Annotated in this window: 16 protein-coding genes; 7 read left to right on the top strand and 9 right to left on the bottom strand. The window is 68.4% G+C overall.

Going from position 1 to position 18,735, the window contains the following annotated elements; all coding sequences use genetic code 11:
* Positions 1 to 63: 63 nt before the first annotated feature.
* The 4 genes from AC1DCZ_RS01945 to AC1DCZ_RS01930 form a co-directional block, all read right to left on the bottom strand.
* Positions 64 to 1,200, bottom strand: a complete 1,137-nt coding sequence (locus AC1DCZ_RS01945; RefSeq protein ID WP_476973309.1) for an ABC transporter ATP-binding protein — start codon at positions 1,198 to 1,200, stop codon at positions 64 to 66.
* A 50-nt stretch (positions 1,201 to 1,250) separates the two neighbouring features.
* Positions 1,251 to 2,843, bottom strand: coding sequence for an ABC transporter permease (locus AC1DCZ_RS01940; RefSeq protein WP_476973173.1), 1,593 nt, complete (start codon positions 2,841 to 2,843; stop codon positions 1,251 to 1,253).
* Positions 2,844 to 2,848: 5 nt separating this feature from the next.
* Positions 2,849 to 3,895, bottom strand: coding sequence for an iron ABC transporter substrate-binding protein (locus AC1DCZ_RS01935; RefSeq protein ID WP_476973172.1), 1,047 nt, complete (start codon positions 3,893 to 3,895; stop codon positions 2,849 to 2,851).
* A 164-nt stretch (positions 3,896 to 4,059) separates the two neighbouring features.
* Positions 4,060 to 5,289, bottom strand: coding sequence for a glycoside hydrolase family 76 protein (locus tag AC1DCZ_RS01930; protein ID WP_476973171.1), 1,230 nt, complete (start codon positions 5,287 to 5,289; stop codon positions 4,060 to 4,062).
* A 198-nt stretch (positions 5,290 to 5,487) separates the two neighbouring features.
* On the opposite strand from AC1DCZ_RS01930, the gene AC1DCZ_RS01925 reads away from it, so the two are divergent.
* Both AC1DCZ_RS01925 and AC1DCZ_RS01920 read left to right on the top strand, forming a co-directional pair.
* Positions 5,488 to 6,321, top strand: a complete 834-nt coding sequence (locus AC1DCZ_RS01925) for an SDR family NAD(P)-dependent oxidoreductase (RefSeq protein WP_476973170.1) — start codon at positions 5,488 to 5,490, stop codon at positions 6,319 to 6,321.
* The gene (locus AC1DCZ_RS01920) at positions 6,318 to 7,532 is read left to right on the top strand and encodes an acyl-CoA dehydrogenase family protein (protein ID WP_476973169.1); all 1,215 of its coding nucleotides are present in this window, start codon (positions 6,318 to 6,320) and stop codon (positions 7,530 to 7,532) included. The genes AC1DCZ_RS01925 and AC1DCZ_RS01920 overlap by 4 nt, the downstream gene beginning before the upstream one ends.
* An 11-nt stretch (positions 7,533 to 7,543) precedes the next feature.
* On the opposite strand, the gene AC1DCZ_RS01915 is transcribed toward AC1DCZ_RS01920, so the two are convergent.
* Positions 7,544 to 8,416, bottom strand: a complete 873-nt coding sequence (locus AC1DCZ_RS01915) for a DUF1684 domain-containing protein (protein ID WP_476973168.1) — start codon at positions 8,414 to 8,416, stop codon at positions 7,544 to 7,546.
* A 57-nt stretch (positions 8,417 to 8,473) separates the two neighbouring features.
* The gene (locus tag AC1DCZ_RS01910) at positions 8,474 to 9,115 is read right to left on the bottom strand and encodes a TetR/AcrR family transcriptional regulator (RefSeq protein WP_476973167.1); all 642 of its coding nucleotides are present in this window, start codon (positions 9,113 to 9,115) and stop codon (positions 8,474 to 8,476) included.
* Between the two features lie 116 nt (positions 9,116 to 9,231).
* On the opposite strand from AC1DCZ_RS01910, the gene AC1DCZ_RS01905 reads away from it, so the two are divergent.
* From AC1DCZ_RS01905 to AC1DCZ_RS01895, 3 genes are all read left to right on the top strand, one after another.
* Positions 9,232 to 9,906 carry an NADPH-dependent F420 reductase gene (locus tag AC1DCZ_RS01905; protein WP_476973166.1) on the top strand — a complete coding sequence of 225 codons (675 nt, stop codon included), beginning with the start codon at positions 9,232 to 9,234 and terminating at the stop codon, positions 9,904 to 9,906.
* A 232-nt stretch (positions 9,907 to 10,138) separates the two neighbouring features.
* Positions 10,139 to 12,958 carry a phosphoenolpyruvate carboxylase gene (ppc, locus tag AC1DCZ_RS01900; RefSeq protein WP_476973165.1) on the top strand — a complete coding sequence of 940 codons (2,820 nt, stop codon included), beginning with the start codon at positions 10,139 to 10,141 and terminating at the stop codon, positions 12,956 to 12,958.
* 290 nt (positions 12,959 to 13,248) lie between these two features.
* Positions 13,249 to 13,554 (top strand): hypothetical protein, encoded by a 306-nt coding sequence (locus AC1DCZ_RS01895; protein WP_476973164.1) that lies wholly within the window; start codon positions 13,249 to 13,251, stop codon positions 13,552 to 13,554.
* 2 nt (positions 13,555 to 13,556) lie between these two features.
* Here the strand turns inward: AC1DCZ_RS01895 and AC1DCZ_RS01890 are convergent, their stop codons facing one another.
* Together AC1DCZ_RS01890 and AC1DCZ_RS01885 are read right to left on the bottom strand one after the other, a co-directional pair.
* Entirely contained in the window at positions 13,557 to 14,192 is a 636-nt protein-coding gene (locus tag AC1DCZ_RS01890) for a DedA family protein (protein WP_476973163.1), read from the bottom strand.
* Positions 14,193 to 14,270: 78 nt separating this feature from the next.
* Entirely contained in the window at positions 14,271 to 15,299 is a 1,029-nt protein-coding gene (locus AC1DCZ_RS01885) for an RluA family pseudouridine synthase (RefSeq protein WP_476973308.1), read from the bottom strand.
* Between the two features lie 344 nt (positions 15,300 to 15,643).
* Between AC1DCZ_RS01885 and AC1DCZ_RS01880 the strand changes: the two genes are divergently transcribed.
* Both AC1DCZ_RS01880 and AC1DCZ_RS01875 read left to right on the top strand, forming a co-directional pair.
* Complete coding sequence (locus AC1DCZ_RS01880) at positions 15,644 to 16,357, top strand: ArsR/SmtB family transcription factor (protein ID WP_476973162.1); 714 nt, start codon at positions 15,644 to 15,646, stop codon at positions 16,355 to 16,357.
* The gene (locus tag AC1DCZ_RS01875; RefSeq protein WP_476973161.1) at positions 16,350 to 17,042 is read left to right on the top strand and encodes an SRPBCC family protein; all 693 of its coding nucleotides are present in this window, start codon (positions 16,350 to 16,352) and stop codon (positions 17,040 to 17,042) included. The genes AC1DCZ_RS01880 and AC1DCZ_RS01875 overlap by 8 nt, the downstream gene beginning before the upstream one ends.
* A 152-nt stretch (positions 17,043 to 17,194) precedes the next feature.
* Here AC1DCZ_RS01875 and yczR read toward each other — a convergent pair whose 3' ends face one another.
* Complete coding sequence (gene yczR / locus AC1DCZ_RS01870; protein ID WP_476973160.1) at positions 17,195 to 18,697, bottom strand: MocR-like transcription factor YczR; 1,503 nt, start codon at positions 18,695 to 18,697, stop codon at positions 17,195 to 17,197.
* Positions 18,698 to 18,735: the final 38 nt, after the last annotated feature.

Raw genomic sequence — 18,735 nt, 5'->3', positions numbered from 1 at the left:
GCGGGGCGCGCTCAATGCTCCGCGCCGAGTTAGGCGAGCCGGAGGCAGCGGCCGGCAGGGTGCCTATTCGGCCGCGATGTCCTCCATCGGGAACGCAACGCCCTCGCCCACGACGCGCAGGGACAGCTCGGTTCCCGGGCGCGCGATCGAGGCGTTCCAGTGCCGGATGGTGATGATTTCGCCGCCGCCGGGGTAGCGGTGATCGGCGACGGCCCCGGCCGCGAGGAGCGGCGGGACGGCAAGCTTGAGCCGCACTGTGGTCTCGGGTCCGAAGTAGTCCGTGTCCACCACCACGCCGCGGATGGGTCCGTCCTCGGCGATGCGGATCTGCTCGGGACGCAGCATCAGCTGGACCCGTCCCTGGGCCGGCGGACGGCGCACGGGGATGCCGCCCAGCGAGCACGTGGCCAGTGAGCCCTCCATCCAGGCATCAAGGATGACGGCGTCGCCCAGGAATTCCGCGGTGGCCCGGTCCGCCGGCCGGGTATAGACGACGAACGGGTTGCCGATCTGCGCCAGTTTCCCGCCGCGCATCACCGCAACCTGGTCCGCAAAGGACAAGGCCTCCGCTTGATCGTGCGTCACCAGGATCGTGGTCACGCCGGCGTCATGCAGGACTTTGCCCACGGCGCGGCGTGTGGCCACCCGGAGGCCGGCGTCGAGGGCGGAGAACGGCTCATCCAGGAGCATGAGCTCCGGCTCCCGGGCCAGCGCGCGGGCCAGCGCGACGCGCTGCTGCTGGCCGCCGGAAAGCTGGTGGGGCCTGCGCTTCGCCATGGCCGCGTCCAGGGAGACCATGTCCAGCAGCTCGCCGACCCGCGCTTTGACGCCGCGCCGTCCGCCGGGGAGTTTGTCTGCGTCGAGGCCGAAGGAGATGTTCTGCCCGACTGTCAGGTGCGGGAACAGGGCGCCGTCCTGTGCCACGTAACCGACGTGGCGCCGGTGCGCCGGGACCCAGACGCCGTCGCCCGCCACCTTGTTACCGTTGAGGGAGATGGTGCCGGTGTCGGGGTGCTCAAAGCCGGCGATCAGCCGCAGGAGAGTGGTCTTTCCAGAGCCTGACGGGCCGACGATCGCTGTCGTTCCGCCTTTGGCCACGGAGAGGTTCACGCCTTTGAGCACGGACTGGGGGCCGAAGTTCTTGGTGACCGCGTCGACCTCCAGGTGGCTGTTGGTGCTGGGGGCCACGGATGCCGCGATCCGGGGCTCCGGGAGCCGTGCGGAGGAGTTGTGCGAAACGGAACGCTCGGTCACTGTCCGGCTACTTTCTTGGACTGCTGGAAGAGGAGATAGGTCATGGGTGCCGAGATCACGATCATCAGCAGCGCGTAGGGGGCCGCGCCGGCGTAGTCGATTTCGCTGCTCTTGCTCCAGAACTCGGTGGCGAGCGTCCGCGTGCCGTTGGGCGAGAGCAGCAAGGTGGCCGTGAGTTCATTGACGATTCCGAGGAACACCAGCGCGGCCCCGCCCGCGGCGGCGGGGGCGGTGAGGCGCAGCGTCACGAGGAGGAATGACAACAGCGGAGGCTTGCCCAGCGCCTGGGCCGCCTCGTCGAGTTCCTTGGGCGCCTGGGACAGGCCGGAGCGGATATTGACCAGCGCCCGCGGCAGGAAGAGCAGCACGTAGGCGGCGATCAGCAGCCCGGCCGTCTGGTAGAGGCTGGGGACCATCCGGATGCTGACCGTCACGAACGCCAGCCCCACCACGATCCCGGGCATGGAGCTGGTGACGTAGTTCGACAGTTCCAGCGACTTGCTGAACCAGCTGGGATGCCGCACGGCCAGATAGGCCATGGGGAACGCGACGGCGGTCGTTGCCACGGCGGCGGCCACGCCGTACGCGAGTGTCTGAAGCAGCGCCGGCAAAAACTCATCCGCCGCCCAGATCCCCGGGCCGCCGGCGACAATCCAGCGCAGGACAAAGGTCAGCGGAAGGCCGAAGGCCAGCCCGGTGAGGGCGAGCAGGGAGAGCTGGGCGGGGAGCTGGTAGCCGCGCAGGGGCAGGCGCAGGGCGCGGGCCTGGGCGCCGGACCCGACCCTGGCGTACCGGGCACTGCCACGGCTGCGCACTTCGACGAGCAGCAGGATGAGGCACAGGAAGACCAGCACGCTGGCGAGCATGTTACCGGCGGTGCCGTTGAAGGTGGACTGGTACTGCACCATGATCGCGGTGGTGAAGGTGTCGAACCTGATCATGGCGAAGGCCCCGTATTCGGCCAGCAGGTGCAGGGAGACCAGAAGGGCGCCGCCGGTCATGGCGACGCGGAGCTGGGGCAGCACCACGCGGAAGAAGGCGCGCCACGCGCCGAGGCCCAGGGAGGCCGCGGACTGTTCGATCGCCGGGTCAAGGCGGCTGAGCGTCGCTGCGGCGGGGATGTACACGAGCGGGAAATACGACAGTGTGGCGATGAGGACACCGGACCACAGGCCGCCGAGGGAGGGAACGGCAGAAACCCAGGCATAGCTGTTGACGAAGGCGGGGATGGCCAGCGGCGCGGCCAGGAGCACGGCCCACCATTTGCGGCCCCTCAAGTGCGTGCGTTCCACCAGCCAGGCGCCGCCCACGCCGAGAACCAGGCACAGCGGCACCGTCACCACCGTCAGCAGGACCGTGTTCAGCAGGAGTTCGCCCACCCGTGCCCGGAAGATCAGGCCGACGGCGGTCTCCCAGCCGGTGGACGCCGTCATGACGATGACGTAGCCCAGGGGAATCAGCGAGAACACGGCGATCAGCACCGCCACGATCGCCACGACAGAAACGCCGAAAGGCGGGCGGGGGCGCGTGCCCCGGCCCGCCGTCGTTGTGTCCCCGGATTTGCCGGGAACCGCCAGCTTGGTTGTCACCTCGGTTACAGCAGTCCCGCCTGGGTCATCAGCTCGGTGACCTTGGCGGAGTTGAGCTTGGCCGGATCCACGGTGGGTGCCTGCAGGTCCTTGATCGGCACGAGCTTGTCATTGGACGGGACGTCGGAGGCAATGGCGTACTCGAAGGAGGTGCCCTTCTGGAGCACTTCCTGGCCCTTCTTGCCGGTGATGAACTTCAGGAATGCCTGGGCTGCCGCCGCGTTCTTGGAGGACTTCAGCACGCCGCCGCCGGAGATCGAAAGGAACGCGCCCGGATCCTGGTTCTTGAAGTAGTAGGGCGTGACGTTCTTCGAGTTCTCGCCGGTCTTGGCCATGTCGCCGTAGTAGTAGTAGTGGTAGATCAGGGCGGCGTCGACCTCACCGGCGTTGACAGCCTTCATGGCCGTGCTGTTGCCCTTGTAGGACTTGTAGTTCTCCTTCATGCCCTTGAGCCAGTCCTTGGTGGCGGCTTCGCCCTTGAGTTCCAGCAGGGCGGAAACGACCGCCTGGAAGTCGGCGCCGGACGGCGACGCCGCCCATTTGCCCTTCCACTCGGGTTTGGCCAGGTCCAGCATGGACGTGGGCAGCTTGTCCTCACTCAGTTTGGTCTTGTCATAGACCAGGACTGTGGAGCGCGCCGCGATGCCGGTCCATTTGTTGGTGGAGGGGCGGAACTGGGCGGGCACCTGGTCGACGGTGGCTTTGTCGACGTCGGTGAACAGGCCGGCGGTTTCGACCTGGGCCATGGCGGGGGAGTTCTCGGTGAGGAAGACATCGGCCGGGGAGGCCTGGCCTTCCTGGACGATCTGGTTGGACATTTCAGTGTCGTCACCTTGGCGGAGGGTGACCTTGACGCCGGTTTCCGCCGTGAACGCGTCCACCCATTCCTTGGTCAGGGCCTCATGCTGGGCGTTGTAGACCGTGATTTCGCCGGACACTTTGCCGTCCGCGCTGCTGACGGAGGGGGAGGCCCCGGAGCCACAGGCGGAGAGGCCGAGGGCTGCGGCGGCGGCAAGGGCTATGCCCGCCAGCGCGTTGGTGCGGATCTTCATGGGGCTACTTTCTGCCAGGAAACGGTTAGTAGCCCTAACCCCCGTGAGCGGGGAAGTTAGGGCATGCTCACTAACAAAAACTGTAGGTTAGCCAAACCTAAGCAACCAACCCGGACGCCTGTTAAGTGACCAGGATCACAGGAATTACGCAACTATTGCGTGACTTAATTCCCGATAGGCCCCTCTGGGGCGGATCGCGGCGCAAGATGTTCGGGTCTCCCCCCGATTGCAGCGGCTGCCTCCAGTGCCATCCAGGCCTGGAGCTGGGTGGAAAGTTCGACGGCGGCGCCCGCCGGGTACCTGCGGCGCGCCGGCACGTCGGGGTGGCTGGAGAAGACCAGCCGGCCGCCCCTGCGCGCCAGGGGTTCCTGGGCGGAAACGATGCGGCGTCCTTCCCAGAAGGCTTCGGCGGTGTCGTACACCAGCGTGGATGCGGTGGCGCGGGTCTCGGCAGGGAGCCGTTCGTCGGCGGCGGCCAGCGCCAGGTAGCGGACCAGGATCCCGGTGAACAGGCCGCCGTCGCCGGTTCCTTCGCAGCGCAGCACCGTGGCACTGCGTCCCGTCGGCGTGGCCGGCAGCGTGAGGCTCCGGGCCACGGAGGCCACGAGGGCCGACGCCCGCGCCAGGTTGGCATCGCCGCCAAGCTCCAGGAGGGCGCCGAGGACGGGGCCCTGGTTGTAGGTGTAGATGGCGCCTTCCAGGACCGTGTCGCCGGTGCCGGTGATCCGGAGCCCGTCCTGGTACATGCCCTGTTCCGGGTCGTAGAGCCGCGAGTCGAGCCAGTCCAGCAGGGCCTGCGCCCGGTCCGGCCGCCCGGACCGGGCGCAGAAGAGGGCCACAGGCGCCGTGGCGGGGGTGTTCTTAAAGTCCCGCTTCTTGCTCCAGAAGATCCCGCCGCCCAGATCGTCCGTGGCGGCGGATTCGAACTGCAGTGTGAGGCGCTGCAGAACCCTGGCGTTGCGGGGGCCGCCCGGTTTGCCGGCTTCTTCGGCAAGCTGCTTCAGCCGCAGGACGGAAAGGGCCAGCCAGGCCATGTCGTCGTAGTAGTTGTTGACCACGGTGAAGAAGTTCCGCAGCCGGATGCCCGTGAGCAGTTGGGAGGCGAGCTTTCCGGCGCTGGGCCGGTTCTCGCCGTCGAACCTTTCCTTGGGACGGAACCCGCTGCCCTGTTCCCGGTGGGCGGCATCTACGAGGCAGTCCAGGTAGTGTGCCTGCCACCAGTAATGCCAGGGCCGGCCCAGGTTCTTCAGCCCGCTGGAGGGCCGCACGGTGGCGGCGATGTGCGTCTCCGGCAGGAAGAAAAGCCGCTGACCGAACAGCCTCGTCACTGACCGGGCCGCCTCGTCGGCGCGGAAGAACCAGTTGGGGCGGGCAGGGGGGTCTGCGGGGGTCATGGCCCCAGCCTAGTTGCGGCGGCGCTGAAGATCCGGCATCGTCGCCGTCCTTGGTGCCGGGACCGCCGGGGCGAAGGTGCGGAATGTGCGCATTCCAGTTAACATTCACTAACTAACGTTCCTTGGAGGCCGGCGGCTGCAGCGCAGTCTACGGCGGCACTTCACGGCCGGAATCGGGTTCCACATCAAGGAGGATGCATGGACATCAAAGGTACTGTTGCGCTGATTACCGGCGGGGCCTCGGGGCTGGGGGCCGCGACAGCCCGGCGCCTGTTCGACGCCGGCGCGTCCGTGGTGCTGGTGGACCTGCCCGGCTCGGCCGGGGATGCCTTCGCCGCCGAACTGAACTCCAGGAGTGCGGTGGGCGCGGTGGCCCCGGATGTTGGTACGTCCGCGGGGCGTGCCAACAGGGCCGTCTTCGTCGCCGCAGATGTCACCAGCGAAGAGCAGGTACAGGCCGCCGTCGACGCCGCCGTCGCTGCGGGCCCGCTGCGGATTGTGGTGAACTGCGCCGGAATCGGCACGCCCGGCAAGGTCCTGGGCCGCGACGGCGTGCTCCCGCTGGAGAACTTCAACCGCGTCATCCAGATCAACCTCGTGGGTACCTTCAATGTGATCCGCCTGGCCGCCGCCGCGATGGCGGCCACCGAGCCGGCCGTCACGGAGCTGGGGGGTCCGGAACGGGGCGTCATCATCAACACTGCCTCGGTCGCCGCGTTCGACGGCCAGATCGGACAGCCCGCCTATGCCGCCTCCAAGGGCGCCGTGGCGGCAATGACGCTGCCGATTGCCCGGGAACTCGCGCGCTCGCTGATCCGCGTCGTCACGATCGCGCCGGGTATCTTCGAGACCCCCATGATGGCAGGCCTGCCGCAGGAGGCCCAGGATTCCCTCGGCCACCAGGTCCCGCACCCTTCCCGGCTGGGCCGCCCGGCCGAGTACGCGAACCTGGCCGCGCACATCGTGGACAACGCCATGCTCAACGGCGAGACCATCCGCCTCGACGGCGCCATCCGGATGGGACCCAAGTGACCGCTCCGGCCGCCCCGTCCGCAGCCTCCACGGCGGGACTGCCCACGGCTGATTTCTTCGACTTCGAATCCCTGCTCAGCGCAACCGAGCAGGAGAAGCTGAACGAACTCCGGGAGTTCCTGGCCCGCGAGGTCGCCCCCTTCGCCGCCGACTGGTGGAACAAGGCAGAGTTTCCCGCGGATATCCTGCCCAAGCTGGCGGCGCTGGAGCTCAGCGCCCCCGCCCAGCGCGGCTACAGCAACCTGTTCGCCGGGCTGGTGATCGCGGAGATGACCCGGGTGGATACCTCCATAGCGACGTTCTTCCTGGTCCATCACGACCTCTTCGTGGAGTCGCTGTACGGCTTCGGCTCCGAGGACCAGAAGGCCAGGCTGCTCGCCGACGCCGCGAACCTCCGGACCACCGGCGCGTTCGCGCTCACCGAGCCGGAGCACGGCTCCGACGTAGCCGGCGGCATGGAGACCCGGGCCCGGCGCATCCCCGGGGGAGCCGACGGTGGCGGTGACTGCTGGGTGCTCAACGGCGCCAAGCGCTGGATCGGCAACGGGACCTTCTGCGACTACATGCTCGTATGGGCCCGGGACGAGGCCGACGGCGGCATCCGCGGCTTCATCGTCGATGCCACGTTGCCCGGAGTGAGCCGCAGCAGGATCGAGAACAAAATCGCCCTGCGCACGGTGCAGAACGCGGACATCGTGTTTTCGGATGTCCGGGTGGCCGAGGCGGACCGCTTCGCCGGCATCAACAGCTTCGAGGACACCAACGAACTCCTGCGCGGCTCGCGGATCATGGTGGCCTGGCAGGGCGTCGGGCAGCAGCTGGCGGCGTTCGACGTCGCCCGGCAGTACGCCGTCGAACGCCGGCAGTTCGGTCGGCCGCTGGCGAAGTTCCAGCTGGTGCAGCAGCAGCTGGTGACGATGCTCGGCAACGCCGTGGCGAGCATGGGGATGATGGTCCGGATTGCGCAGTTGCAGGACAAGGGCGCCGCCGACATGGCCCAGGTGGCACTCGCGAAGTCCTACGTCAGCGCCAGGATGCGGGAAACCGTGGCGATGGGACGGTCCCTGCTGGGCGGCAACGGGATCGTCACCGACTACCGGATGGCCAAGATCTTCGCTGATGCCGAGGCGATCTACACCTACGAGGGCTCGTACGAGATCAACACCCTGATCACGGGGCGCGCCATCACCGGGGTGTCTGCGATCGTCTAGAACACGGTCGCCTAGAAAAGGGCGGGCTCCTTCTCGCCGGCTTCGATCCGGTAATCCAGGCTGTTGTTCTTCACCGGCATAGGGCAGGTCCCGTACGGCGTGAACGCGCTGGGGTAGTTGATGGCCCGGTTGAAGTCCAGGGTCACGGTGCGGTTTCCCAGGGCATCGACGCGGGGCCGGGCCGTGGAGACCTTGCGCCATTCATCGGTGGATTCCCCGTTGGTCTCGTCGTGGAACGTGACCGTCAACGCGCCGAGCTTCTCCTCCTCGGCCTGAAGGTGGAACTCGTGGTCCTTGCCCGGAAGCCGGAACACGAGCTCGCCCACGGAGCGGTGGACCCCGTCCACCAGCGGGTTGGCCGTGCCGATGGGAACGTCCACGGGTTCCGGGTACGGCACGAACCTGGCCTCGACCTCGAGGTCCGGCCGGAAGTCGAAGGTGGGCACGCCGTCGAATTCGGTGAAGACCGGCGACTTTGAATCCCGCGTGCGGATCGCGTACTGGTCCGCCCGCATGGCAAGTTCCACCACCACCTGGCGGCCGTCCTCACCGCCGTACTGCACCCACATCAGCGATTCCTCATCCGACAGCGCCGCCCTGATGGTGCCGTCTACGGGCTCGCCGGTCTCCACGAGCGTCAGCCCGTCGGCGGCAGTGGCGGTGAGGAACGCCGTCGTGCCGTCCGTGGACCACAGCCCCGGGGTGAGGTCGACGGCGGCGGGCCGGTGCTCCAGCCATTGGAACGAGGTCAGGGTCAGCCAGCCGTGGTCGGCGGCGAGGGCCGCGTTGCGGTTGTGCCGGAAGCGCTGCCAGCGGGCGAGCCGGGGGTTGGTCGCTGAATCAGGTGCGGGCCTCGAGCCAGCCCCGGGTTCAGAAGCATTCACGGGCACCTCCAGGGGGTGTCAGCCCAACTAGCTCGCACTTGGGGCCGTTTTGAGGCCTCAAAACGGCCCCTGCTGAGAGTCAGTTGGGCTGGATGGGGTTCCGAGGCTGAGGTTCACCAGCTGGGCGGCAGCGGCGCGGGCCGCGGCGGCGGCGGCCGGGTCGCCGTCGAGCACGCCGCTCGCCAGGCCGCCGTCGAGCAGCAGGGTGAGGCTGCGGGCGAGCTGGTCCGGATCCGCCGCCCCGGCGCGGACGGCCAGGTCCTGGATCCATGCCCGGATGCGTTGTTTGTGGGCCACGGTCCGCTCATGGACGCGGGTGCCGGACGCGGACTCGGCCGCGGCGTTGATGAAGGCGCAGCCACGGTAGCCGTCGCGGCGGCACGCCGTTCCCAGGGCGTCGAAGAGGCCTGTCAGCTGGGCGGCCGGGTCCGGTCCGGCTGCCTCGGCCGCGGCGTGGAGCTGGCCGGTCCAGATGCCGTCCACCTTCTGCAGATACGCCAGGATGAGGTCGTCCTTGGCAGGGAAGTACTTGTAGAACGTGGCCTTGGCGACGCCGGATTCGGCGATGATCGTATCGATTCCGGCCGCCTTGAGCCCCTGGGCGTAGAAGAGCCGGAAGGCGGTGGCCAGGATCTTCTCCTTGGCGTGACCGGCGGGTGTGCGGGCACCCGGGGTGGCGGTGGCTGCGGGCGGCGTCATGACTCAATGGTACACAGACAAGTCTGTCTATGCTTGCAGTAGACAGGTCCGTCTGATAGCGTCAGGCTCAACGGTAGACGGACCTGTCTGCTTCATCGATTCAGATTGAGGATGCTATGAAGATTGCTGTAATGGGAACGGGCATGGTTGGCCGCGCGATCGCAGGCGCGCTGGCAGGCCTCGGCCACGATGTTGCCATCGGAACCCGCGATCCGCAGGCGACGCTTGCCAGGACCGAGCCGGACATGATGGGCACCCCGCCGTTCGTCCAGTGGCACGCGGCGCACGGCCACATCGCTGCTGCCACCTTCGCGGACGCTGCCGACGGGAGCGAACTCATCGTGAACGCCACCAACGGCGGAGGATCCCTCCAGGCGCTGGGCGCCGCCGGGAACCTGGCGGGCAAAGTGATCATGGATGTCTCCAACCCCCTCGACTTCTCCCAGGGCATGCCGCCGTCGCTGAACCCCGTGAACACGGACAGCCTCGGCGAACAGATCCAGCGGACGTTCCCCGAAGCGAAGGTCGTCAAGACCCTGAACACCATGACCGCGAGCGTGATGGTCGATCCCGCCCACGTGGCCGGCGGGGACCACTCGGTGTTCGTCTCCGGAAACGACGCCGATGCCAAGGCGGCCGTGACGGAGATCCTCAAGGGCCTCGGCCACCGGGACGTGATCGACCTCGGCGACATTACGAGCGCCCGCGGCGCGGAAATGATCATGCCGATCTGGCTGCGGCTCTGGGGCGCGCTGGGTACCGGCGACTTCAACTTCAAGATCGCCCGCTAGCCCCGCCTGCGGCCCCAATCGGCGCGCAGTTGGTGCCGTTCCGACGCCTCGGAACGGCACCAACTGCGAACTGTGCGGGCCTCGTGCGCCGGTCCGGGCGCGCCTGACACTATCTGAGACGGATTCCAGCGTTGCCCGGGCGGCGGGTAACATTCCTTGGGAAGAAGTAACCGGGCTCACAGTATCCAGCGCAGTGTACGAGCCAAGTCGAACCCTCGAAAGAAACGTTTCCATGGCTGACACTGCAATGCATTCCGATACCGATCTCGCCGCCGAACTGCGGGCCGACGTCCGCCGGGTCTCCACCCTCCTGGGGGAGTCCCTGGTCCGCCAGCACGGCCCCGAGCTCCTGGAGCTCGTGGAGCAGGTGCGCCTGCTGACCAAGGAATCCAAGGAAGCGGCCCGGGGCGGCGCGGACGCCACCGGCCCGTGGAGCTCGTACGACGTCGTCGCCCAGGTCCGTGAGCTGCTCGGCTCCCTGCCCCTGGAACAGGCCACCGACCTGGTCCGCGCCTTCGCGTTCTACTTCCACCTCGCCAACGCCGCCGAGCAGGTCCACCGGGTCCGCGGCCTGCGCACCCGGGCGGAAAAGGACGGCTGGCTCGCCAAGGCCGTCACGGACATCGCCGACCAGGCCGGCACCACGGTGCTGCAGGAAGTCGTGAACGAACTCGATGTCCGCCCCATCTTCACCGCCCACCCCACCGAGGCATCCCGCCGCTCGGTGCTGGACAAGATCCGCCGGCTCTCGGACATCCTGGCCGAATCCACGGAGGAGGGCACCTCCGCGCGCCGCCGCCAGGACCGCCACCTGGCTGAAGTCATCGACCAGATGTGGCAGACGGACGAGCTCCGCCAGGTCCGGCCCACTCCTGTCGATGAGGCGCGGAACGCCATCTACTACCTCACGGGCATCCTCGGTGACGCCTTGCCCGAGATGCTCTCGGATCTCTCGGAACTGCTTGGCGAGCACGGTGTCACGCTCCCCGCCGGGAAGGCGTCGATCAGGTTCGGCTCCTGGATCGGCGGTGACCGGGACGGCAACCCGAACGTCACGGCCGCCGTCACCCGTGAGATCCTGCAGATCCAGAACCAGCACGCGGTGCGGATCAGCATCGCCCTCATTGACGGCCTCATCTCCATCCTGTCCAACTCCACGGCGCTCGCAGGGGCGGACCAGGAGCTCCTGGACTCGATCGACGTTGACCTGGGGAACCTGCCCGGCCTGGACCGCCGCGTCCTCGAGCTCAACGCGCAGGAACCCTACAGGCTCAAGCTGACCTGCATCAAGGCCAAACTGCTCAACACCGCCCGGCGCGTGGCTGCCGGGGCGTCGCACGAGCCAGGCCGCGACTACACCGCCACCGCGGAGCTCCTGGGCGAGCTCGGCCTGCTGGAACGGTCCCTGCGGAACCACCACGGGGCGCTTGCCGCCGACGGCGCCCTGGCCCGCGTCCGCCGGGCCATCGCCTCCTTCGGCCTGCACCTGGCCACCTTGGACATCCGCGAGCACGCCGATCACCACCACGACGCCGTCGGCCAGCTCATGGACCGCCTCGGCGGCCCGGGAGTCCGGTACGCGGAGCTCAGCCGTGCCGAGCGTCTGGAGGTGCTCGGCTCGGAGCTTGCCTCCCGCCGGCCGCTCTCCGGCCACCCGATCAAGCTCGACGGCGTCGCAGACGGCACCTACGACGTCTTCCGTGAGATCCGCCGTGCCCTGCGCACCTACGGCCCCGACGTCATCGAGACGTACATCATCTCCATGACCCGCGGCGCGGACGACGTCCTGGCCGCGGCCGTGCTCGCCCGCGAGGCCGGACTTGTGAGCCTCTTCGGCGAGGCGCCCTACGCCAGGATCGGCTTCGCACCGTTGCTGGAGACCGTGGAGGAGCTGCGTGCCTCGGCCGAGATCGTAGACGAGCTGCTCTCCGATTCGTCCTACCGCGAACTGGTCCGGCTGCGCGGCGACGTGCAGGAAATCATGCTGGGCTACTCGGACTCCAACAAGGAATCCGGGGTGATGACGAGCCAGTGGGAAATCCACAAGACCCAGCGCAAACTCCGTGACATCGCGGCGAAACACGGCGTCCGGGTGCGGCTCTTCCACGGCCGCGGCGGCTCCGTGGGCCGCGGCGGCGGTCCGACCTACGACGCCATCATGGCCCAGCCGAACGGGGTGCTGGAAGGCGAAATCAAGTTCACCGAGCAGGGCGAGGTCATTTCTGACAAGTACTCGCTGCCCGAGCTTGCCCGCGAAAACCTTGAACTGTCGCTGGCCGCCGTGATGCAGGGTTCGGCGCTGCACCGGACCCCGCGCACCTCGGAGGACCAGCGGGAACGGTACGGCCACGTCATGGAGACCATCTCCGACGCCGCCTTCGCGCGGTACCGGACCCTCATTGATGATCCCGATCTGCCCGCCTACTTCATGGCCTCCACACCGGTGGAGCAGCTGGGCTCACTGAACATCGGCTCGCGGCCGTCCAAGCGGCCCGATTCCGGCGCCGGGCTGGAGGGCCTGCGGGCCATCCCGTGGGTCTTCGGCTGGACCCAGTCCCGGCAGATCGTCCCGGGCTGGTTCGGCGTCGGGTCCGGCCTCAAAGCCGCCCGGGAGGCAGGGCACGCGGCCCAGCTCGTGGAGATGATGGACGGCTGGCAGTTCTTCCGCTCGGTGCTCTCCAACGTGGAAATGACGCTGGCCAAGACGGACATGGACATCGCCGGCTACTACGTCTCCACCCTCGTGCCCGGGGACCTGCACCACCTGTTCCGCACCATCCGCGCCGAATACGAGCTCACGGTTGCCGAGGTCCAGAACCTCACGGGGGAGGACCTGCTCCTCGATGCCCAGCCCACGCTCAAGCGCTCCCTGGAGATCCGGGACCAGTACCTGGACCCGATCAGCTACTTGCAGGTGGAACTGCTCCGCCGCGTCCGCGCGGAGGCTGCAGCAGGGGAAAGCCTGTCCGGCGCCGAGATCGACGAGCGCCTCCAGCGGGCCATGCTGATCACCGTCAACGGGGTGGCGGCAGGCCTGCGCAACACCGGCTAACCTCCACCCCTTTCGACGCTCCCTCAGGTGTGGCGGGTGGATTCGGGACGTTCCCTCAAGTGTGGCGGGTGGTTTCGGGACGCTCCCTCAGGTGTGGCGGGTGGTTTCGGGACGCTCCCTCAGGTGTGGCGGGTGGTTTCGGGACGTTCCCTCAGGTGTGGCGGGTGGTTTCGGGACGTTCCCTCAGGTGTGGCGGGTGGTTTCGGGATGCTCCCTCAGGACCTGAGGGAGCATCTGTGGGATTCGGGCAGGATCTGCGGGAGGATCGGAGGGGCGGCTAGGGTTGTTCCATGCCGTCGTTCCAGACCAGACTGAAAATCACCGGGCTCAAGCCGGGCAACCCGCCGGAAGCCGTGATGGCGGCGGCCGTGGAAGCGCTGGAGACCAGGCACCATGTGGAATCGAACCAGCTCGATCTGGCCGGCGGCGTCCCACGGTTGAACCTGCGCTTCCTGGTCGACCCCGCCTCCTACAGTGGCGAGAACGACCAGGCGAGGGAATCCGCGGCGATGATGCGCGACGCCGTCGAACTCGTTGCCCTGACCGGAACACTCACCGTGCTCCGCCGCAGCCGCGGCCGCTGGGCGCCAGTCTAAGGTCAGAAGTCCAGTTCCTCGTCGGGGTCGTTGGCGTGGGAATCCGCGGGGGAGCGGCTGCCCCGGCGTCTCGTGACGATGACGCCCACGACGGCGCCGATCACGAGCCCGACGCCGACGCCGATCAGGGAGCTGGCCCAGAACGGCAGCCTTGTGGCCGAACCGGTGAAATATCCCAGTGCGACGGACCAGATGGCCCAGAGGACTCCGCCGAGGGCAGCGCAAAGGCTGAAGCCGCGGGTGGATACGTTGGCAATTCCTGCCGCGGCCGTCGTCGCGAGCCGGCCGCCGGGGATGAAGCGGACGCCGATGATCGCTCCGTAGGTGGAGGACCTGCCCGCCCGGGCGATGGCCGCGTGGACTCCCGCGTGGAACGTCCGGCCCCATTTCCAGCGGTCGAGGACATGACTCAGGCGCCGTTTGAAGAGCTGGAACACCATGAGGTCGCCGAGCCAGGAGGCAAGAGCCGCGAGAAGTGCCACGAGGAAGCCGTTGGCACGTCCCTCGGCGGAGAGCGCGCCGCCGGTGATGACCAGCATTTCGGAGGGGATCGGGGGAAAAATGGCGTCGCCGACGACGAAGGGGAAGATCCAGAGATAGATCGCGGCACCCCAGCTGTCCGCATTGCCCAAGTCCATGGGCACAAGGTACCGCACTTCCGGCTGCGTGGCGGCTGCGGGCGGTCGTCCGCAGCCGGGTGCGGCGACGTGACGGGTTTAGCGGGCCTGGCTGAGGTCCAGTCCGCTGCGGTATTCCACCGGCTTGCCGGTGATGGGGTCCACGAAGCGGATGCCGCGGGCCAGGAGCTGCAGTGGCCTGGAGTAGTCGTCCGGGGCCTTGTCCAGCAGCTCGGGGTAGAAAGCGTCGTTGATGATGCCCAGGCCCAGCGACGCCATGTGGACCCGGAGCTGGTGGGTCTTCCCCGAATGGGGTTCGAGCCGGTACAACGCGAGTCGCCGGGGTTGGCCTGCGGATTCACGCTCGGCCGGGCTGACGCCGGCCGGGCCGCCCTCGGCCGGTGCGTCCTCGCCCGGTGCGCCCTCGGCGGGTGCGTCCTCATCCCGGCCGGCGGTGAACGTCCGCAGCCGTTCGATCCGGGTCTCCGCGTTGGGCTCGCCGTCGATCACCTGGGCGAGCAGGTAGCTGCGGGACTTCGTCATCCGGTTGCGGACCACCACGGGGAAATCGACGCCCGGATGTCCGGGTGCGGGCTCCGCGGCGGCCACGCACTCGTACTCCTTCTGGACCTGGCGCTTCTCGAAGAGCACCTGGTACTTGCCCCGGGTCTCGGGATTCGTGGACAGCAGCAGGATCCCGGCGGTCATCCGGTCCAGCCGGTGCATGGGGATGAGGTCCGGGAGGTTGAGCTGGTTCCGGAGCCGGACCAGCGCGGATTCCTGGATGTAGGTCCCCCCGGGCGTGGTGGGAAGGAAGTGCGGCTTGTCCACCACGAGCAGGTGGTCGTCCTGGTGCAGGATGGCCAGCTCCACCGGGATGCGGTTCTCCGGCGGAAGCGTGCGGTAGTACCAGATGAAGGTGTGGTCCCGCAGCGGGGTGGCGCGGTCCAGTGCGGTGCCGGCTTCGCCGACGATCTCGCCGGCGTCGAACCGGTCCTCGATGCCCTGCGGGTCGATGTGCCCCCAGCGGTGCATCATGTAGTCCATGGCGGTGTCCCACGGGCCCTCGTCCGGGAGGCGCAGGCGGGTCGCGTTGACGCCGTCGCGCACAGGGAGAGGGGATTGCATCACCGGTCCATTCTACGTGTCCGCCCCTTAGGCCCGTCGCCCCGGGAACCGACCACGGCCCCGCCTGGCCCTGCTTCGTGCCGTCAGGTGGTGCTTTCCCCGCCGGGCCGCTCCGTGCCCGTCGATGCACCCCTCCACCGCCGGGCCGCTCCGTGCGCCGGTCCGTGCCCCGATCTGGGCGCCAAATCGCCGGAAGCCTGCGGGTTCGCAGGGAAACTTCCGGCGAATCCGCACACTTCCGGCGAACTCGGCGAAGTCGGAGAACTCGGCCAGCGAGGACGCACCGTCCACGGAAGAGAAAAAAGTTCTTGACAAATAAAATTGTCGGTGAGCATGATTGATGCATGCTAGACATCGAAGTGATCGAGGACCCGGCCGCGGCGGAGGCTTCGTTGGACCCGATCCGGACGCGCATTCTGAGGGAGCTTTCCGAGCCCGGGTCCGCCACGCAGCTTGCCGCTAAAGTGGGGCTGGCGCGGCAGAAGGTGAACTACCACCTCAAGGCGCTCGAGCGGCACGGTCTCGTGGAGCTCGTGGAGGAACGCCGCAGGGGCAACGTCACCGAACGCATCCTGCAGGCGACGGCGGCCTCCTACCTGATTTCCCCGGCGGCGCTGGCGTCCGTAGCGCCGGACCCGCACCGGTTCTCGGACCGGTTCTCCGCTTTCTGGTTGCTGGCGCTCGCCGGCCGCATGGTCCAGGAAATGGGCCAGCTGATTGCAGGCGCCTCGGCGGCCCGGCAGAAACTCGCCACCTTTGCCATCGACGGCGAGATCATCTTTCGTTCCGCCGCGGACCGGGCTGCCTTCGCCGAGGAGCTCGGCGTCGCCGTGACGCGGCTCGTGGACAAATACCACAGCGGCGGAACCGGCTCCGGGACAACAGGCTCCGGGACAACAGGCACAGGGGCGGACGACGGGGCGGACGACGGCGGTGCGAGCACCGAGGCAACGGCTTCGGCGGGCGGCGGCCGAAGGCACAGGATCGTCGTCGCCCTTCATCCGGCACTGAAGTCATCACCCAGAACCCCATCCGCAAAGGAGCAGGACAATGACTGACAAACGGAACTTCGAAATCGTCTGCGACACCGAACTGCCCGGCACTCCGGAGCGGGTCTGGGAGGCCGTCACCGAGGGCACCCCGGCGTGGATGTTCCCTACGGACCAGTGGCCGGCCGTCCGGACCGTGGATGAGCACCCCACTCACCTCGTGTCCCGGATGGAGGGGCCTGACGGCTGGTTCAACCAGTTGGAACACGTGCTGGAGCCGCTCGACGGCGGCCGCGCCCGGCTGCACTATGTCCACAGTGGCATCTTCACGGACAACTGGGACGAGCAGTACGACGGCGCCAGCAAGCACACCGCGTTCTACCTGCACACCCTGGGCCAGTACCTGCAGTACTTCGACGGCAGGCCCGTGGTCTTCACGGACGTCCAGGCGCCCGCTGCGTCGCAGGCCCCGGACGGCTTCATGCGGCTGAAGAGGGCACTCGGCGTGGGCGGCTCGGTAGTGGGCGACCCGGTCGAGCTCGAGCCCGACGGCGTGGGCCGGCTGTCCGGGGAAGTCGACTTCTCCAATGAAAATTTCCTCGGCCTGCGCACGGCCGATGCGCTATACCGATTTTTTGGCCGCAATGCGTTCGGCGCGCCGGTGGGCATGACCGTCCACGATTTCAGCGGGCGCGGGGACTCGGAAGCGACGGCCAAGGCCTGGGGCAGATTCCTGGCGAAGACCTACGCCTGACCTCGCGACGCGCATATTCTCTGGTGACGCGCGAATGCCCTGGCGCGACCCGGATTCGGCGGCGCCAGGTCATTTGCGCAGCGCAGGATCGATTCGGCGGCGCCAGGTCATTGCCGGCAAGAAATCGCCGGGCGGCCCTGCTGGCGCCATGGTCAGGCGATGGCGGCGGCGGGCACGGTTGCGGGATTGCGCCGCAGTTGTGGCGCCGCCTCCAGCCGGTCCTGGGCCGCGCGCAGGGCCAGCACGGCGGTCTCCAGCTGCTCCGGCGGAAGGGTGAACGGCACGCGCAGGTAGTGCTCAAAGGCGCCGCCCACGCCAAACCTGGGTCCGGCTGCGAGCCGGATGCCGAATTCCGGAGCGATCACGGTCAGGGCCGTGCTGATCGGAACTGGGAGGCGGCACCACACGGACAGGCCGCCGTCGGGCCTTTCCGGTTGCCAGGTGGGCAGATGGTCGGCCAGGAGCGCAAGGAGCGTGTCCCGGTTGTCGCGGAGCGCCGCCAGCCGGGCCGGGAGTGGCTCCGAGAGCGCATTGACCAGATGGGCCGCCGCCAGCTGCTCGACCACCGGACCGCCCAGGTCCATCGTGGTGCGGGAGGCGGCGAAGCGCTGGATGAGCGGCTCGCCGGCCCGGATCCAGCCGGTCCGGAGGCCGGCCCAGTGCGATTTGCTGAGGGAACCGATGGACACCACCGCCGGACTGAAGGCGGCCAGCGGTGTGGAGGGGGCGGCGTCGAGGTTCAGCTCCCGCAGGGTCTCGTCCACCACCAGCACGGTTCCGGACGCAGCAGCTGCCCGGACCAGCCGGCGCCGCTGGGGATCGGACATCAGCCGGCCGGTGGGATTGTGGAAGTCCGGCACAACGTAGGCCATTGCCGGCCGCTGCTGCCGCAGGGCGGCCTCCATGGCCTCGAGATCCCAGCCGGGCTGACCCATCGCGGCGGCGGGCGGCATGGCCACCGGTACGGGCCGGCATCCGGCGGCACGGATGGCATCCAGCGCGTTCGGATAGCTGGGGTGCTCCACGAGGACCTTGTCCGCACGGCCGGCCAGGGTCCGCAGCACGATATTCAGGGCGTGCTGCGCTCCCGAGGTCACAAGGATCTGTTCGGCCGTGGTGGGCACCCCGGCGGCGGAATATCGGCCTGCGACAGCCTCGCGCAGTGCAGCGACTCCGAGGGCGTCGTAGCCGAAGCCCGGCAGCAGCGCCGGTAATTCCGTCAGCGCGGCGGCAAAGGCGCGGTGGACGACTTCGCCGCTGGCGGGCAGGGAGGCGTAGGCCAGGTCCAGGAGCCCGTCCGGTACGGCCAGGCCGGGCGCACCGCTGAGGTGGGGTTCTCCGTTCGGGCCTCGGCCCTTGCGGTCGCGCGGCTGCGGCCCGCGGTGCGGAATGCAGGTCCGGCCGCGGCTGCCCTGGCCCGTGCTCAGGAAGCCCTGTTCCCGCAGCGAGGAATACGCGGCGGTCACGGTGGTCCTGCTGATGCCCAGGGTGGCAGCCAGGGAGCGTTCGCTCGGCAGCGCGACGTCCAGCGGGACGCGGCCGTCCAGGACCAGGAGACGCACGACGTCGGCCAGTTCGCGGTAGGCGGGGGCGGCGCCAAGGTTCCACTCGCCCAGGAGCCGGGCGAGTGAACTGGACGTGAGGGAACCGGACATAAGGCCAGTATCTCAAACTGGATATGGATTACAAGGCC

It is taken from the genome of Arthrobacter sp. 10N418, from assembly GCF_056394725.1.
Note: the sequence above shows the minus strand (reverse complement) of the source record. Positions and strands in the feature narration are given on the sequence as shown.

Coding starts and splice junctions, on each gene's coding strand:
- AC1DCZ_RS01935 (WP_476973172.1), bottom strand. CDS start 3,895: ATGAAGATCCGCACCAACGCGCTGGCGGGCATAGCCCTTGCCGCCGCC.
- AC1DCZ_RS01930 (WP_476973171.1), bottom strand. CDS start 5,289: ATGACCCCCGCAGACCCCCCTGCCCGCCCCAACTGGTTCTTCCGCGCC.
- AC1DCZ_RS01925 (WP_476973170.1), top strand. CDS start 5,488: ATGGACATCAAAGGTACTGTTGCGCTGATTACCGGCGGGGCCTCGGGG.
- AC1DCZ_RS01910 (WP_476973167.1), bottom strand. CDS start 9,115: ATGACGCCGCCCGCAGCCACCGCCACCCCGGGTGCCCGCACACCCGCC.
- AC1DCZ_RS01905 (WP_476973166.1), top strand. CDS start 9,232: ATGAAGATTGCTGTAATGGGAACGGGCATGGTTGGCCGCGCGATCGCA.
- ppc (WP_476973165.1), top strand. CDS start 10,139: ATGGCTGACACTGCAATGCATTCCGATACCGATCTCGCCGCCGAACTG.
- AC1DCZ_RS01895 (WP_476973164.1), top strand. CDS start 13,249: ATGCCGTCGTTCCAGACCAGACTGAAAATCACCGGGCTCAAGCCGGGC.
- AC1DCZ_RS01890 (WP_476973163.1), bottom strand. CDS start 14,192: ATGGACTTGGGCAATGCGGACAGCTGGGGTGCCGCGATCTATCTCTGG.
- AC1DCZ_RS01885 (WP_476973308.1), bottom strand. CDS start 15,299: ATGCAATCCCCTCTCCCTGTGCGCGACGGCGTCAACGCGACCCGCCTG.
- AC1DCZ_RS01880 (WP_476973162.1), top strand. CDS start 15,644: ATGCTAGACATCGAAGTGATCGAGGACCCGGCCGCGGCGGAGGCTTCG.
- AC1DCZ_RS01875 (WP_476973161.1), top strand. CDS start 16,350: ATGACTGACAAACGGAACTTCGAAATCGTCTGCGACACCGAACTGCCC.
- yczR (WP_476973160.1), bottom strand. CDS start 18,697: ATGTCCGGTTCCCTCACGTCCAGTTCACTCGCCCGGCTCCTGGGCGAG.